Below are 15,546 nucleotides of genomic sequence, written 5' to 3'. Positions count from 1 at the left end.
CGCTTTGCGCGTATCTTGGGGGGATAACACACGGCCCATGAAGGCCGGAGAGCAGGATTGAGCAGGCCATGACACCCGAGATAGACTTCTCGTTTCTCGCGCTTTTCGCGCGCGCCACCCTGACCGTGCAGCTTGTGATGATCCTGTTGATCGGGATGTCCTTCTGGTCTTGGTCGATCATCATTCAGAAATGGATCACCTTCCGGCGCGCCCGCACCGAGGCCGAGGCCTTCGACGCGGCCTTCTGGTCCGGCGAACCGCTCGATGACCTGTTCGACCAGATCGGGCCAGCGCCCGAGGGGGCCGCGCAGAAGGTCTTTGCCTCGGGGATGACCGAATGGCGGCGGTCACACCGCGAGACGGGGGATCTGATCCCCGGTGCGCAGCAGCGGATCGACCGGTCCATGGATGTGGCCATCGCCAAGGCGAGCGAGCGGTTGCAGAACGGGCTGAGCTTTCTGGCCACGACAGGGGCCACTGCGCCCTTCATCGGGCTTTTCGGCACGGTCTGGGGCATCAAGCACAGTTTCGAGCAGATCGCGATCCAGCAGAACACCAACCTTGCGGTGGTGGCCCCGGGCATTGCCGAGGCGCTTTTGGCGACGGGGCTCGGCCTCTTGGCGGCGATCCCGGCGGTGGTGGCCTATAACAAGCTCTCGGCGGATGCGGATCGTATCGTTGGCGGCTACGAGGCCTTTGCCGATGAGTTCGCCACGCTTCTGTCGCGGCAGTTGGACGCCTGAGCCGTGAAGGCCGGGGTCTCATCCGGGGCGGGCGGCGGCGGGCGCCGGCGCGGTCGGCGCAGCGGGCGCGGCGGTGCCAAGCCCATGTCCGAGATCAACGTCACGCCCTTTGTGGATGTGATGCTCGTGCTTCTTATCATCTTCATGGTGGCCGCGCCGCTTTTGACCGTGGGCGTGCCGGTGGAACTGCCGGAAACCTCGGCCAATGCCTTGCCGGGCAGTGAGGAAGAGCCTCTGACCGTCACGGTGGCGGCCGATGGCCGGGTGCTGATCCAGACCACCGAGGTGCCGCGCGACACGCTGATCCCGCGCCTGCGCGCCGTGGCCGCCGAGCGCGATGGCGACAAGATCTTCCTGCGGGCCGATGGCGGCATCAGCTATGCCGAGGTGATGCAGGTGATGGGCGCGCTCAACGCGGCGGGCTTCAACAATATCGGCCTTGTCACCGAGACCGGTGGGCCGACGCTGGGCGGAGCGGATGCCGGGTCCGAGGGCTGAGGGCGCGTGCTGCGTCTGCCCCATATCGACACCGGGACCGCGATCTCCGGGGCGGGCCATCTGGGCCTGCTGGCCTGGCTCGCGCTGGGGGGGCTGTTTTACTCTGCGCCCGAATTGCCGCTGCCGTCGGCGACGGATGTGACGCTTCTGTCCGAAGCCGAGTTCGCGGCGCTGACCCGCGCGCCGGAGGTGCCCGAGATCGTCGAGCTGCCGCAGCCCCCGGCGCCCGAGACGCCACCCGCACCCGCATCGGTGCAACCTGCGCCGGCCCCGGTTGTGTCGGCGCCACCGCCTGAGCCAGAACCGGTCCCTGTGCCCGCACCGCCCCCGGCCCCGGCGGCACCCGCCCCGCCGCCTCCGGCGCCGCGCGTGGCCCCCGAACCCGTGCCGACCCCCGCGCCCGAGGCAGAGATCGCGCCCGAGCGGTCCGAGCCCGTGACCTCCGAGGCCGAGGGGGAGACCACGGCAGAGGCCGAGCGCGAAACTGCGCCCGAGGCGGCCACGACCCGCATCATCACCGAAGCCACCGAGACCGATCCGGACAGTCAGGCCGCCGATCCCACGCCCGAGCTGACGGCGAGCCCACGCCCGCCTTTGCGTCCCGCACGCCCGCGCCCGACGCCTCCGGTGGCAGAAACGCCGCCTGAACCGGCCTCGGACCCGGTGGCCGATGCGGTCGCCGCCGCCGTGGCCGAGGCCACCGAGAGCGCGCCGGACCCTGCGCCCAGCACGCCCGCGCGCCCCGAGATCCCCGTGGGTCCGCCCATGACCTCGGGCGAGCGCGAAGGGCTGCGGGTTGCGGTGCAGCAATGCTGGAATGTGGGCTCGCTGTCCTCCGAGGCCCTGCGCACCACCGTGGTGGTCGGGGTCGAGATGGAACAATCGGGGCGGCCCATTGCCGGGTCGATCCGGATGCTGAGCTCCGAAGGGGGCTCCGAGGCCGCCGCGCGTCAGGCGTTCGAGGCCGCAAGGCGGGCAATCATCCGCTGCGGCAGCGCCGGATTTGATCTGCCGGTTGAGAAATACGGCCAGTGGCGCGATATCGAAATGACATTTAATCCCGAAAGGATGCGGATCCGATGAGACGAGCCTTTTTAAGTGCCCTGATTGCTGGTTTGGCGAGTATTGGTCTCGCCGCCGCTGTGTCCGCCCAATCCAGTCCGGGGCCCCTCCGCATCGAGATCACCGAAGGGGTGATCGAACCCTTGCCCGTGGCGGTGCCGCCCTTCGTGGCCGAAACCCCGCAAGCGACCGAACTGGCCCGCCAGATCGCCGAGGTTGTGGCTGCCGATCTCGAGGGGTCGGGCCTCTTCCGGGTGATCCCCGAGAGCGCCTATATCAGCCCGATCACCAGCTTCGCCTCCCCGGTGCAATATGCGGACTGGAAGGCGATCAATGCCCAGGCGCTGGTCACGGGCTCTGTCTCCGTGGCCGGGGATGGGCGGCTTGTGGTGAAATTCCGCCTGTTCGACGTGTTCTCTGACGCGCCCCTCGGCAAGGGGCTGCAATTCGTGGCCAGCCAGTCCAGCTGGCGGCGCATGGGCCACAAGGTGGCGGATGCGGTCTATAGCCGGATCACCGGCGAGGGCGGGTATTTCGACAGCCGCGTGGTCTTTGTGTCGGAACAGGGTCCGAAGAATGCCCGTCAGAAACGCCTCGCGATCATGGATTATGATGGCGCGAATGTGCAGTACCTGACCGATAGCAGCGCGATCGTGCTCGCACCGCGCTTCTCGCCCACCGGGGACCGGGTGCTCTATACCTCCTATGCGACGGGGCGGCCGCAGATCACGCTGCTCGATGTGGCGCAGGTGCGCAGCCAGTCCATCGGGTCGGCCACGGGCGGGCAGATGAGCTTTGCACCACGCTTTGCCCCGGATGGCCGGTCGGTGGTGTTCTCTCTGACCAATGGCGGCAATAGCGACATCTATCGCCGGGACCTGTCCAGCGGCTCGCAAACCCGGCTGACGGCGACACCGGCGATCGAGACCGCGCCCAGCTTTTCGCCCGATGGCCGCCAGATCGTGTTCGAAAGCGACCGCAGCGGCTCGCAGCAGCTTTATGTCATGTCGGCCACGGGCGGCGAGGCGCGCCGGATCAGCTTTGGCGCGGGGCGCTACGGCACGCCGGTCTGGTCGCCGCGCGGAGACCTCATTGCCTTCACCAAGCAAAACCAGGGCCGGTTCCATATCGGCGTGATGCGGGTCGATGGCTCGGAGGAGCGTCTGCTGACCTCGTCTTTCCTGGATGAAAGCCCGACCTGGTCGCCGAATGGCCGCGTGATCATGTTCACCCGTGAAACCGCGGGCGCGCGTGGGGCGCCAGCGCTCTATTCGGTGGATATCTCCGGGCGCAACCTGCGCCGCGTGCCCACGCCGGGGGCGGCCTCGGACCCGGCCTGGTCGCCGCTCCTGCCCTGAGATCGGCCGGTGCGGGCGCTGACGAACCATGTTAACAATCCCTTCAAGAACACTGAGCAGATGAGGAACGGGCCATGGAATTTGCAAAGACGTCTTCGCGCGCGAGGCTGAGCCTCGTGCTGGTCGCGGCCCTCGCCGTATCGGGCTGTGCCGGATCGGGCGGGCTTTTCGGCAGCGGTGGCGCCGCAGGTGGGGGCAGCGGACCGACCTCCGCCGGGGCCTTTGGCGATCCGAGCTCGCCGCAGTATTTCCAGCAGGCCATCGGTGACCGGGTGCTCTTTGCCGTGGACCAGAGCACGCTCTCGCCCGAGGCGCAGCAGCTCGTCTCACAACAAGCCGAATGGCTCATGAGCAACGGCGCCTATTCGGCGGTGATCGAGGGCCATGCGGATGAGCAGGGCACGCGGGAGTACAACCTCGCTCTCGGTGCGCGCCGGGCCAGTGCCGTGCGGGATTTCATGGTCGCCCAAGGGGTTGCCGATAGCCGCCTGACCACCGTGACCTTCGGCAAGGAGCGCCCGATCGAGATCTGTTCGGACGAATCCTGCTACGCCCAGAACCGCCGCTCTGTCACGGTTCTGTCGGCGGGGCCGAGTTCCTAAGCGCCGGAGCCAGCCATGACACGATCTCTCCTCGTTCTCGCGGCCACGGGCCTGTTCGCGCTGGCCGCCCCGCTGGCGGCGCAGGATCAAGCACAGACCCTGGCGGATATCCGACAGGAGCTGTCGATGCTCTATGTCGAGTTGCAGACCCTCAAGCGTGAGCAATCGACCACGGGCGCGCCGCAGATCGCCTTGCCGTCGAGTGCGCTCGACCGGCTCAACACGCTGGAGAGCGAGCTGTCGCGGCTGACGGCGAAGACCGAGGAGCTCGAATTCCGCATCGACAGCATCGTCAAGGACGGCACGAACCGGATCGGGGATCTGGAATTCCGGCTGGTCGAGCTGGAGGGCGGCGATCTCTCGACCCTGGGCGAGACGACGACCCTCGGCGGCACGGCTGCGGAACCCAACACGCCCGTCGCGCCGGTGGTGCCGCCGGCGGCTGGTGGACCCGAGCTCGCCGTGGCCGAGCAGGAAGATTTCGACGCGGCCAAGGCGCTGCTCGAAGGCGGTCAGGCGACAGCGGCGGCTGAGGCCTTCTCGGCCTATGCCACGACCTATCCCGGCAGCCCGCTGGTGCAGGAAGCCCATTACCTGCGCGGAGAGGCGCGCGCCTCGGACGGGTCCTGGACCCTGGCGGCCCGCGCCTATCTCGATGCGTTTTCCGGCGCTCCGGACGGCACGCTCGCGCCGCTGGCGCTCTATCGTCTGGGGATCAGCCTCGCGGAGCTGGGACAACGCGAGGAAGCCTGCCTGACCCTGCGCGAGGTGAGCCTGCGCTATCCCGGTGGGACGGCGGCGGTGGATGCCAACACGGCGCGCTCGGAACTGACCTGCCCGTGACCGCGCCCGCCGCTCTGGCCCGCGCCTTTGCGGATCAGATGGCGCAACTCGCCCCCGGGGCGCAGCGGATCGGCGTGGCCGTGTCCGGCGGCGGGGATTCCATGGCTCTTTTGCAGCTTGCCCATGTTTGGGGCGCGGCGCGGGATGTCACCATCTTGGCGGCCACCGTGGATCACGGTCTGCGGCCCGAAGCGGCAGAGGAACAGGCGGTGGTGGCCGCGCTCTGTGCGCGGCTGGGCGTTGCGCATCAGGTGTTGCGCTGGACCGGCTGGGACGGACAAGGCAACCTGCAGGCCGCCGCGCGGGAGGCGCGGCTTGGCTTGCTCGCAAGCTGGGCGCGGGCCGAGGCGCTCGACGCGGTCTGTCTTGGACATACGGAGGACGATCAGGCCGAAACGGTTCTGCTGCGCTTGATGCGCGGCTCGGGGGTGGACGGGCTTGCGGCCATGTCCGCGCGCCGCACGGGGCAGGGGACCCTCTGGCTGCGCCCGCTGCTGGAGCAGCGCCGCGAGACCCTGCGGGCCCATCTGCGGGAAAAGGGAATTGCCTGGTGCGAGGACTCGAGCAACGCGGATCCGCGGTTTGACAGGGTTCGGATGCGCCGCGCGATTGACACGCTGGATCTGGACACCGGGCGTCTGGCCCAGACAGCACGTGCCATGGCCCGGGCGCAGGAGGCGCTGGGCCTGCGCGCCGCAGACGAGGTCAGCGCGGGCCATGTGGATTTTGAGTGGGGCGATGTCCTGCTGGACCGTGCGCGCCTCGACGCGCTCGATGCGGAAACGCGATTGCGGCTGCTGGCCGAGGCGGTGCGCTGGGTGTCCGGCGCACCCTACAGGCCCCGGCTCAGCTCGCTCGAAACCACTTGGGGGCGCTTGGCCACGGGGGCCGCACCCTTGCAGGGCTGCCTTTTCACCCCCGAGCGCGGTCGCATTCGCGTCTCACGCGAACTTGCTGCCGTGGCCGCAGAGGTCGCCCCGCTGGGCGCGCTGTGGGATGGGCGTTGGCGGATCTCGCTGCGCGATCCTGCACCCGACGCGACCACGCCTGAGCTGCGCGTCCTCGGCGCGGAGGGCGTGGCGCAGGTCCGCCGCCCCGAGACAGGCCCGCCTTTCGCCAGCCTCTGCGCCAGTGTCGCGGTCTGGGATCGGGACCGGGTTTTGGCCGTTCCGCGCCTGAATTGGGGGCTGTCAACGCGAATTGACACTCAACCTGACCCGTCTTCGTTCATATCAAGCCTGATTCCACATTGAACTGCGCCGTTCCGTAGCTATTTTAAGCACAAGTCCGCAGAGCGCGCCCGAGCGCTTTGCCACCTTGAGGAGAATTATCCGTGGGCAATTTGCGTAATGTCGCGTTCTGGGTTGTGCTGTTTTTGCTCATCCTGGCCCTGTTCAACCTGTTCAGCGGGGGGCAATCGACGGTCAACGCACGCTCGATCACCTATTCCGACTTTGTCGAGCGCGTGGAGCAGGGCGATGTGGCCAGTGTCATCCTGGATGGCGAGCAGGTCATGATCCGCACCGGCGACGGCCAGCAATACACCACCGTCAAGCCCGAGGGCGTGGATGTCACGCAGCTCCTGCTTGACGAGAACGTCCAGATCGAAGCCCGCGCGCAAGAGCAGAGCGGGATCCTGTCCTATATCGGGACGCTGCTGCCCTTCCTGATCCTGATCGGGATCTGGATTTTCTTCATGAACCGGATGCAGGGCGGTGGACGCGGCGGGGCCATGGGCTTTGGCAAGTCCAAGGCGAAACTGCTGACCGAGAAGCATGGCCGCGTCACCTTTGACGATGTGGCGGGGATCGATGAGGCCAAGGAAGAGCTTGAAGAGATCGTCGAATTCCTGCGCAATCCGCAGAAATTTTCGCGGCTCGGCGGCAAGATCCCCAAAGGCGCGCTGCTGGTGGGCCCTCCGGGTACCGGTAAGACCCTGCTGGCCCGCGCGATTGCGGGGGAGGCGGGCGTGCCCTTCTTCACCATCTCGGGTTCGGACTTCGTTGAAATGTTCGTGGGTGTCGGCGCGAGCCGGGTTCGCGACATGTTCGAGCAGGCCAAGAAAAACGCGCCTTGCATCGTGTTCATCGACGAGATTGACGCCGTGGGCCGGTCCCGTGGTGTCGGCTATGGCGGGGGCAATGACGAGCGCGAGCAGACCCTGAACCAGCTTCTGGTGGAAATGGACGGGTTCGAGGCCAATGAAGGCATCATCATCGTGGCGGCGACCAACCGTCCCGACGTGCTCGACCCCGCGTTGCTGCGTCCGGGCCGGTTTGACCGTCAGGTGCAGGTGCCCAACCCGGACATCAAGGGCCGCGAGCGCATCCTGGGCGTCCATGCCCGCAAGGTGCCGCTGGGCCCCGATGTGGATCTGCGCATCATCGCGCGCGGCACGCCGGGCTTCTCGGGTGCGGATCTGGCGAACCTCGTGAACGAGAGCGCGCTGATGGCGGCCCGCGTGGGGCGGCGCTTCGTGACCATGGAAGATTTCGAGAGCGCCAAGGACAAGGTCATGATGGGGGCCGAGCGGCGCTCCATGGTGATGTCCGAGGAAGAGAAGATGCTGACGGCCTATCACGAGGCGGGCCATGCGATCGTGGGGCTCAACGTGCCGCAGCATGACCCGATCCACAAGGCGACAATCATCCCGCGCGGCCGCGCACTGGGTCTGGTCATGTCCCTGCCGGAACGCGATCAGCTGAGCGTGACGCGCACCAAGTATACCTCCAAGATCGCCATGGCGATGGGGGGCAAGGTCGCCGAAGAGCTCAAATTCGGGCCCGAGAACGTGACCTCGGGGGCAACTTCGGACATCCAGCAGGTCTCCAAGATCGCGCGGGCCATGGTGACGCAATTCGGCTTCGCCGAAGAGTTGGGCCATGTGGATTACGCCAATGAGCAGCAATCCTATCTCGGCAGCTATGGCGGTGGCACCAATCACAGCCAGGAGACCCAGAAGATCATCGACCAGAAGGTCAAGGAGATCATCGACGAAGGGTACGAGACCGCCAAGCGGATCCTCACCGAGCAGAACGAAGGCTGGGAGCGTCTGGCCCAGGGTCTGCTGGAATACGAAACCCTGACCGGGGCCGAGATCCAGAAGGTGATCAATGGCGAGCCGCTCAACCGCGGCGATGACGAGGACGACACGCCGACCTCGGGCACGCCGTCCCTGACCGCCGTACCCAAGTCCAAGTCCCGCTCCAAGCCGCGGGATGGCGGGATGGAGCCAGAGCCGACAGCCTGATCCTGTATCAAACCAGTGACACAGCGCCGCCCCCCGGGGCGGCGTTTTACATTTCGGTTGCAGGACTCAGGAAGCCTCCGCTACGCAATGCGCTCTTTTGCGGGATCTTCAGGAGGCAGCTGTGGCACAAATCGACGATGGCCCCGGGGCAAAGCGGATGCTTTGGCCGTTCTACCTGGCTCTGGCGATCTTCGTGGCGCTGGTCGTGCAGGCCACGATCCAGGGGCACGGGCTGGACTATTACAAGACCGAGGCCGGCCCGTTCGAGATCGGCGCTTTCGTGGCCATGGGCTGCGCGCTGATCGGGTTTGTCGCGCTGGCCCCGCGGGTCGTGTTCGGGCCCGGCTGGCATGTCGCAGTGCTGATGGCGCTTTTGATGATGCGCGAGCTCGATTTCGACAAGCGGTTCACCGAGAAGGGCGTGCTGCAGCTGCGGCTCTATTCCGGGGATTATTCGCTCCTCCACAAGCTGATCGGCATCTGCGTTCTGATCCTGATCGTCGTGACGCTCTACCGCCTTATCCGATACGGGGCGGGCCCGTTTCTGCGCGGTCTGCGGGACCGTGCGGCCTGGGCGTGGTGGTTGGCCGGGGCGATTGTGCTGGTGGTGATCGCCAAGAGCCTCGACGGTCTCGCCCGCAAGCTGGAGCCCCTCGGCATCGCCGTCTCCGCTGAAACCGATTGGTGGGCCAGCTTCATCGAGGAAGGGCTCGAATGGATCTTTCCGATGATGATCATCCTCGCGATCACCAGCTGGGTGCAGCAGGACCGCGCGCGCCGCTAAGCGACCGGGGCTAGCCCATGGGCGTTCTCGGCACAGGCACCATGGTCCCTTGCAAAAGCGCGACGCAGGTGCCGTCCTCGCGCGCGACCTCGGCGGTGACCACGACCAGCCGCTTGCCGGGTTTGACCACCCGCCCGGTGGCAATCAGGGCCTGACCGCTGCCCGGGGCGAGCAGGTTGATCTTGATCTCGGCCGTTACAACCTCCGACTCCTCGGGCATCAGGGTCAGCGCGGCGTAGCCCGCCGCCGAGTCCCCGATGGCGAAGGTCAGCCCTGCATGGGCGACCCCATGCTGCTGCCCGGTCTCGGGGGTCACGGGGGCGCGGATCACCACCTTGCCCGGCTTGACCGAGACCAGCTCTGCGCCGAGCGTGCCCATCAATCCCTGACGCGCGAAACTGCGCGCCACCTTGTCCTGAAGATCGCTCATCTGCCCCCCGATCCTTGTTTGCGCGCAGTGTGCGGTGGATGGGCGGGCGGGTAAACCACCCTAGCCGCGCGGCATGGGCACCATGCAGGGCTGCGGTCCGATCAGGATCGCGCGCGCATCGGCACCCATGAGCGTCGAGAGCGGTGCGCTATGACAGTGCAGGCCCCCCGTATACGCGCCATAGGCCGGCAGGATCAGCCGGGTCGCATCCAGCAGGAAGCAGGCCCGGGAGACCCGCCGCCCCCCGCGCAATTGCAGGCTGCATTTCGGGTGGTAATGGCCCGAGACCTCGCCGGGGCTGGGCGTGCCGTCTTCGGCGATATGGCGAAACCGCAGGGGGCCGTTGTGCCACTCGGTCGCCTGCTGGCCCACCAGGTCGAGCGGGCCGGGATCGTGGTTCCCCTCGACCCAGATCCAGCGCCGCCCGGATTGCGCGAGCGCGATCCGGTCCCGTAGGGGGGCGGGCAGGGCGCGGCTCGCCGCCGGATCGTCGAAACTGTCCCCGAGGCAGATCACCTCATCGGGCTTGGTCGCGGCCAGATCGGCCTCCAGTCGGGACAGGGTTTCGGTGGTCTCATAGGGCGGCAGAAGCGCCCCGTTTCGCCGCGCGATCCGCTCGGACTTGCCCAGATGCAGGTCCGAGACCACGAGCACCTGCCGCTCCGGCCACCAGAGCGCACCGCTGGGCAGCGCGCGCAGCGCGGCACCGGCAAAGCTGAAATCCTGCGTGTTCATGCTTTGGTCCAACACCATTTCAACGGGCGGTGCAAGCGCGATCTCAGGTCAGACCCGCCTCGGTCATCAGGGCAGCCGCCGCTTCGGCGACCATCCGGTCCTCCGCCGCCCCGGCGATCGGCACCCGTCCGCGTTCGAGCATCATCGGCGCGGCAAGCGGGCTCAGCCGGTCGAGCCGGTAGTGATCGATCCGCCCGGTGGTCCGTTCCAGCAGTTCCTCGATGCGCGCGAAATCCACGAGCCCCCGGCGTGCCTCCTCGCGGGTGATCTGCATCAGCACATGGTCCGGGTCGTATTTCAGCAGCGTGTCATAGAGGATATCCGACGAGAAGGTCGCCTGCCGCCCGGTCTTGCGCCGTCCCGGCGTGTTCCGCTCGATCAGCCCGGCGATGATGGCCGAGGCGCGGAAGGTCCGCTTCATCACCGCATTGCCCGACAGCCAATGGTCGAACCCGTCGCGGATCCCGTCAGGGCGCACGAGGCCGGCGGGATCCGTGACCTCGTTCAGCCCCCAGAGCATGGTGGCGTAATCGGTCGCGACGAAGCCCACCGGGTCGAGCCCTGCGGCCTCCATCCGCTGGCTAAGCAACAGGCCGAGCGTCTGCTGCGCGTTACGGCCAGCGAAGCCGTAGCAGACGAGGTAGTTGCGATCTTCGAAGGGGAAGGTCTCGATCAGCATCCGCTCGGCCTCGGGCAGTTTCGAGACCCGCCGTTGCAGGTGCAGCCAGTCGCGCGTGGCCTCGGGCAGCTCGGGCCAGTCGTCCTGCCGGAACATCTCGAGGATGGTCTGGCTGAGCTGGGTGGAGGTGGCGAATTTCGTCCCCATGAAGGTCGCGATCTTGGGCTGCTTGTCGGCGCGGCGCGTAACCTCGACCGTGAGCTCGTTGAGCCCCTCATAGCGCACGATTTGCCCGCCGATCAGAAAGGTGTCGCCCTGGGTCAGCGTGGCGGCGAAACCCTCCTCGACCTCGCCGAGCGGGGTGCCGCCGCGCCGGTTCTTGAGCCGGACCTTGAGGGTCTCGGTGTCGATGATCGTGCCGATATTCATCCGGATCGCCCGGGCGCTGCGGGGATCGCGGAGCTGCCATTGCCCATCCGGGCGCTGCAACAGCCGTTGCCAGCGGTCATAGGCGCGCAGGGCATACCCGCCCGTGGCGCAGAAGTTCAGGCAATCGTCGAAGGCCGCGCGCGTCAGGTTCTGGTAGGCGCCCGCGCTGGTCACCTCGTCAAAGAGGTGATCGGCGTCGAACGGGCCCGCCGCCGCCACGTTCAGGATATGCTGACACAGCACATCGCGGGGCCCCTCGTCGCGCGCCTCGCCATCGAGCTTGCCCTCGGCCATGGTCTTGAGCGCCGCATGGCATTCCACCACCTCGAAGCGGTTCGCAGGCACAAGCAGGGCCTTGGACGGCGCGTTGTAGCGGTGGTTGGCGCGTCCGATCCGCTGGACCAGTCGCTTGACGTTCTTGGGTGCGCCGACCTGGATGACCAGATCCACATCGCCCCAGTCGATGCCGAGATCGAGCGAACCGGTGCAGACAATCGCGCGCAGGCTGCCCTCCGCCATGGCGGCCTCGACCTTCTGGCGCTGCTCCCGCGCGAGGGAGCCGTGGTGGATCCCAATGGGCAGGGCGTCCTCATTGGCGAGCCAGAGCGCATGGAAGAACAGCTCGGCCTGGGCGCGGGTGTTGTGGAAGATCAAGGTGGTCTTGTGGCTGCTGACAGCGTCGAGGATCGCAGGGATCGCGTAACGCCCGCCGCCGCCGGTCCAGGGCGGGGGGGCGTCGGTCTGCAGCATGGTGATATCCGGCGCCGGGCCGGGATCCGCATGGAGGATGGCGCAAGGATCCGGGTGACGGGCGAGAAACTGGGCGATGGCCTCCGGATCTTCGACCGTGGCCGAGAGCCCAACGCGGCGGAGGTCGGGCACAAGGCTTTGCAAACGGGCGAGCCCGAGCATGAGCTGATCCCCCCGCTTGGATTCCGCCAGCGCGTGGATCTCGTCCACGATCACCCGTTTGACCCCGGCAAAGGTCCGGGCGGCGTCCTCGTAGCTGAGCATCAGGGCAAGGCTTTCCGGTGTGGTCAGCAGGATATGGGGCGGGTCCGCGCGCTGACGCTTGCGCTGGCTTTGGGAGGTATCTCCGGTCCGGTCCTCGATCCGGATCGCCAGGCCTGCCTCCTCGACCGGGCGGCGCAGGTTGCGCTTGATATCCGCCGCCAGCGCCTTGAGCGGCGAGATATAGAGCGTATGCAAACCGGCCTCGGGCGTCGGGCCCAGCTCGGCCAGCGTCGGCAGAAACCCGGCCAGCGTCTTGCCGCCGCCCGTGGGCGCGATCAACAGCAGTGCGGGGTCCGCCGCACGGTCCAGCATGTCACGCTGATGGGGGTGGAGCGACCAGCCCTGATCGGTGATCCAGCGGGCAAGCTCCGGGGGCAATTGCAGGTCCATCCTCCGGAGATAGGCCAGCGCGGGCGGCGGGCCAAGCCGGATTGATCAATGGGCGATTTCGCCCTCATCCACATAGAGGTTCGACCAAGCCCGGTCGATCAGATCGGGCGACATGTGGTTTGGCACGCCTTCATAGCGGCAGACCGCAATCATCTGATCCAGAAGGAAATTCGCGTGGAAATTGGCATAGACATGATCCACCTCCGGGTATTTCCGGGTCATGAGATGCACAAGGCTCGCCTCGTCCAGCGGCACGTTCTTCGCCTTGGCGACAAGGCCGAAGATCTTGAGAAACTCCTCCTTGGTCGGCCCGTCGATCTTGAGCTTGAAGAACACGCGGCGCAGGGCGGCATTGTCGAAAATCTCGTTCGGGTGGAAGTTGGTCGAGAACACCACCAGCGTGTCGAAGGGCACGATGAATTTTTCACCCGATTGCAGCGCGAGGATGTCATAGCCCGCCTCCATCGGGACGATCCATCGGTTGATCAGGGCTTGGGGCGGCTCCGCCTGACGGCCGAGATCGTCGACGATGAAGATCCCACCGGTCGCCTTCATCTGCAACGGCGCGGTATAGGTCCGCGCGACCGGGTTGTAGTTGAGATCCAGCATCGCCAGCTCAAGCTCACCCCCGGTGATCACCGCAGGGCGTTTGCAGCAGACATAGCGCTGGTCATGGCCGATGCTGCGCCGCAGGCTCGAGCGCGACTGGGTCGGGGAGGCCACGGGCGTGTGGACGACCGGATCGAAAACGGTGATTATCTGGCCACCATAGCTGATGGCGCGCGGGACATAGACATGGTCCCCCATGGCGTCGCGGATCCCGTTGGAGATCGAGGATTTCCCGTTCCCGGGCGGCCCGTAGAGCAGTACCGAGCGCCCCGATGTGACCGCGGGACCAAGCTGCTGCAGCAGGCCCTTGGGAAGCACCAGATGCCCCATGGATTGCGCCAGCTTCTCGGGCGTGAGCACCACATTCTTGATCGATTGGCGCTCGGCCTGTTCGGCGAAATGCTCCATCGGGACGGGGACAGCGCCGTAATATTCCGATTGGGTCAGCGCATCGAGGGCACGGGCCTTGCCCTGATCCGCGAGGGCAAAGCGCATCTCCTCGGCCCCTTCGGAGGTCAGTGAGCCAAGCGCCTCGACCATCTTGAGCTGCCGCGCGGTGTCGATCAGGTCCTGCACCACAGTCACGGGGATGGCCATCGCCTCAGACAGTTCGGTCGCGCGGGTCAGGGACCGACGAAACATCGTCTTGAGCAACAGATCCTGCAACATGGTGGCAGGCAGCCCCAGATCCGCGACGCTGCGCGGACTGGTCGGGGCAATGGACGGCGTGCTGTGATGAGTCATCCCGGGTCTCCCACGGGCAGTCTAGATCCCGGCCCCCTAACGGAGTGTTACCGCCGGCAGGATCAGCAGCAGCGCCAGGTAGAGCATGAGCGTTCCGCTCAGCGCGAGGCCCATGGGAAAATCGCGATCCCGCGTCCAGCTTTCCCAATCCGGGGTCAGGCTGCGCAGGGCCGGGACCCGGCGCGCGGCGCGATGCGTGGCAAAGGCCGCCAGCAATACCGCAGAGAACAGCACCAGGACCAGCGCAGCATCCTGCAACGCGACGAAGGGCGCCATGGCGGCGGCGAACTTGGCATCCCCCGCTCCGACCATCCGCAGCGATGAGACCACAAAGCCGATCCCGAGGATCACCAGCCCATGGACCCAGCGCCAACCATACTCGGCCAGCGGCATCAGGAAGGGACCGGAACAGGCAAATACCGCGAGAAGGGCCAGCACGCTCCAATTCGGGATGCGCATGAATTTCATGTCGCTCCAGGCGACAAAGAGGCAGATCGGCGACACGAACAGCAGGAACAGGAATGTGCCGGTCGCCGGGTCTGTCATCGGGGCCTCAGGCTTCGCTGTCCAGCGTCCTCAGCGCGCGCACGGCGGCTTCAAAATGCTGGGGATGGGTGTCGATCGCTTCGCGCAGCAGGCCGCGCCCGGTTGCAATATCCCCCTGTTTGATCGCCGATAGGGCAAGAGTGTGCAACAACTGTGCCCGTTCGATCTGCGTCACGGGGACGGGGGGCAGGGCATAGTTGCGCTGCGCCCCGCGGGCGAGAACGAGGTTGTTCTTGGCGATGAACAGATCCGGGTCATAGCCGATCGCCTCGTTGAAAAGCTTCTCCGCCCCGCGGAAATCCCCGCGCGAGAGCTTGGAATAGCCCCAGTTGTTGAGCACGCCGGAGGGCCGCGTGGTCAGACCTACGGCGATCTCGTAAAAGCTGTCGGCGGCGCGCCAGTCTTTCTCGCTATCGGCGACCATGGCCTCCAGCCGATATCTTTTGAAGGTCTCGAAAGTGGGGGGGACGGAATCCAGTTGTGCCTGCGCCCGGTCCCACTCTCCGGCCCGGATCAGGGCATCCGCGAAATCGACGCGATCCTCGTCGGTGACCTCGTCGCTGTTGATCACGGTCTGCCAGGCGGAGACCGCGGAGGTCGCATTCCCGCTGCGGGTCATGGACTTGGCCAGACCACGCTGAAGATCGATACGCTCCGGCATGTCCTGGGTCGCGCGCTGGAAATAGGCGACCGCCTCTTCCGGGTCGGCTGAATTCAACATCAGGTTGTTAAGATTGTTCTCATCGATGACATTCACCGCGTCCAACTCGCGGGTCACATCGATCTCCTCTGAAGGCGTGCAGGCTCCAAGAACCAGCAACGCCAGGCCCGCGGGGGCCAAAGCCTGCGAATAACGCATGTGTCGCGTCCTTTTTTGCTCGATGTCGGTG

General features: G+C 66.6%; 15 protein-coding genes. 9 read left to right on the top strand and 6 right to left on the bottom strand.

The window, feature by feature from the left end:
• The first annotated feature begins 68 nt into the window (after positions 1-68).
• From tolQ to ACP150_RS01025, 9 genes are all read left to right on the top strand, one after another.
• Positions 69-743 carry a protein TolQ gene (gene tolQ, locus ACP150_RS01065; RefSeq protein ID WP_424964685.1) on the top strand — a complete coding sequence of 225 codons (675 nt, stop codon included), beginning with the start codon at positions 69-71 and terminating at the stop codon, positions 741-743.
• Between the two features lie 84 nt (positions 744-827).
• Positions 828-1,241 carry a protein TolR gene (gene tolR / locus ACP150_RS01060; RefSeq protein ID WP_424964684.1) on the top strand — a complete coding sequence of 138 codons (414 nt, stop codon included), beginning with the start codon at positions 828-830 and terminating at the stop codon, positions 1,239-1,241.
• Between the two features lie 6 nt (positions 1,242-1,247).
• A complete protein-coding gene (locus ACP150_RS01055; protein WP_424964683.1) occupies positions 1,248-2,324 on the top strand; it encodes a hypothetical protein in 1,077 nt (358 codons plus the stop codon).
• Positions 2,321-3,661 (top strand): Tol-Pal system beta propeller repeat protein TolB, encoded by a 1,341-nt coding sequence (gene tolB, locus ACP150_RS01050; protein ID WP_424964682.1) that lies wholly within the window; start codon positions 2,321-2,323, stop codon positions 3,659-3,661. The genes ACP150_RS01055 and tolB overlap by 4 nt, the downstream gene beginning before the upstream one ends.
• A 74-nt stretch (positions 3,662-3,735) precedes the next feature.
• The gene (gene pal, locus ACP150_RS01045) at positions 3,736-4,263 is read left to right on the top strand and encodes a peptidoglycan-associated lipoprotein Pal (protein WP_424964681.1); all 528 of its coding nucleotides are present in this window, start codon (positions 3,736-3,738) and stop codon (positions 4,261-4,263) included.
• A gap of 15 nt (positions 4,264-4,278) precedes the next feature.
• Positions 4,279-5,106, top strand: a complete 828-nt coding sequence (gene ybgF, locus ACP150_RS01040) for a tol-pal system protein YbgF (RefSeq protein ID WP_424964680.1) — start codon at positions 4,279-4,281, stop codon at positions 5,104-5,106.
• The gene (tilS, locus tag ACP150_RS01035; RefSeq protein ID WP_424964679.1) at positions 5,103-6,359 is read left to right on the top strand and encodes a tRNA lysidine(34) synthetase TilS; all 1,257 of its coding nucleotides are present in this window, start codon (positions 5,103-5,105) and stop codon (positions 6,357-6,359) included. Before ybgF ends, tilS begins: the two co-directional genes overlap by 4 nt.
• A gap of 80 nt (positions 6,360-6,439) precedes the next feature.
• On the top strand, positions 6,440-8,356 hold the full coding sequence (ftsH, locus tag ACP150_RS01030; RefSeq protein WP_424964678.1) for an ATP-dependent zinc metalloprotease FtsH: 1,917 nt from the start codon (positions 6,440-6,442) through the stop codon (positions 8,354-8,356).
• Positions 8,357-8,477: 121 nt separating this feature from the next.
• Complete coding sequence (locus ACP150_RS01025; protein WP_424964677.1) at positions 8,478-9,140, top strand: hypothetical protein; 663 nt, start codon at positions 8,478-8,480, stop codon at positions 9,138-9,140.
• 10 nt (positions 9,141-9,150) lie between these two features.
• Here the strand turns inward: ACP150_RS01025 and ACP150_RS01020 are convergent, their stop codons facing one another.
• The 6 genes from ACP150_RS01020 to ACP150_RS00995 are packed head-to-tail and all read right to left on the bottom strand — an operon-like array spanning position 9,151 to position 15,515.
• Positions 9,151-9,570 (bottom strand): PaaI family thioesterase, encoded by a 420-nt coding sequence (locus ACP150_RS01020; protein ID WP_424964676.1) that lies wholly within the window; start codon positions 9,568-9,570, stop codon positions 9,151-9,153.
• Positions 9,571-9,630: 60 nt separating this feature from the next.
• Entirely contained in the window at positions 9,631-10,305 is a 675-nt protein-coding gene (gene pdeM, locus ACP150_RS01015; RefSeq protein ID WP_424964675.1) for a ligase-associated DNA damage response endonuclease PdeM, read from the bottom strand.
• A 43-nt stretch (positions 10,306-10,348) separates the two neighbouring features.
• On the bottom strand, positions 10,349-12,757 hold the full coding sequence (locus ACP150_RS01010; protein WP_424964674.1) for a ligase-associated DNA damage response DEXH box helicase: 2,409 nt from the start codon (positions 12,755-12,757) through the stop codon (positions 10,349-10,351).
• Between the two features lie 45 nt (positions 12,758-12,802).
• The gene (locus ACP150_RS01005; protein WP_424964673.1) at positions 12,803-14,110 is read right to left on the bottom strand and encodes an ATPase; all 1,308 of its coding nucleotides are present in this window, start codon (positions 14,108-14,110) and stop codon (positions 12,803-12,805) included.
• Positions 14,111-14,146: 36 nt separating this feature from the next.
• The gene (locus ACP150_RS01000; protein WP_424964672.1) at positions 14,147-14,656 is read right to left on the bottom strand and encodes an A24 family peptidase; all 510 of its coding nucleotides are present in this window, start codon (positions 14,654-14,656) and stop codon (positions 14,147-14,149) included.
• A 7-nt stretch (positions 14,657-14,663) separates the two neighbouring features.
• Positions 14,664-15,515: a tetratricopeptide repeat protein gene (locus tag ACP150_RS00995; protein WP_424964671.1), complete on the bottom strand. Its 852-nt coding sequence runs from the start codon at positions 15,513-15,515 to the stop codon at positions 14,664-14,666.
• Positions 15,516-15,546: the final 31 nt, after the last annotated feature.

Origin of the sequence: Dinoroseobacter sp. S375 (genome assembly GCF_049800775.1) — a bacterium.
Taxonomy (GTDB): Bacteria; Pseudomonadota; Alphaproteobacteria; order Rhodobacterales; family Rhodobacteraceae; genus Dinoroseobacter.
This window is presented reverse-complemented; position numbering and strand designations above follow the sequence as displayed.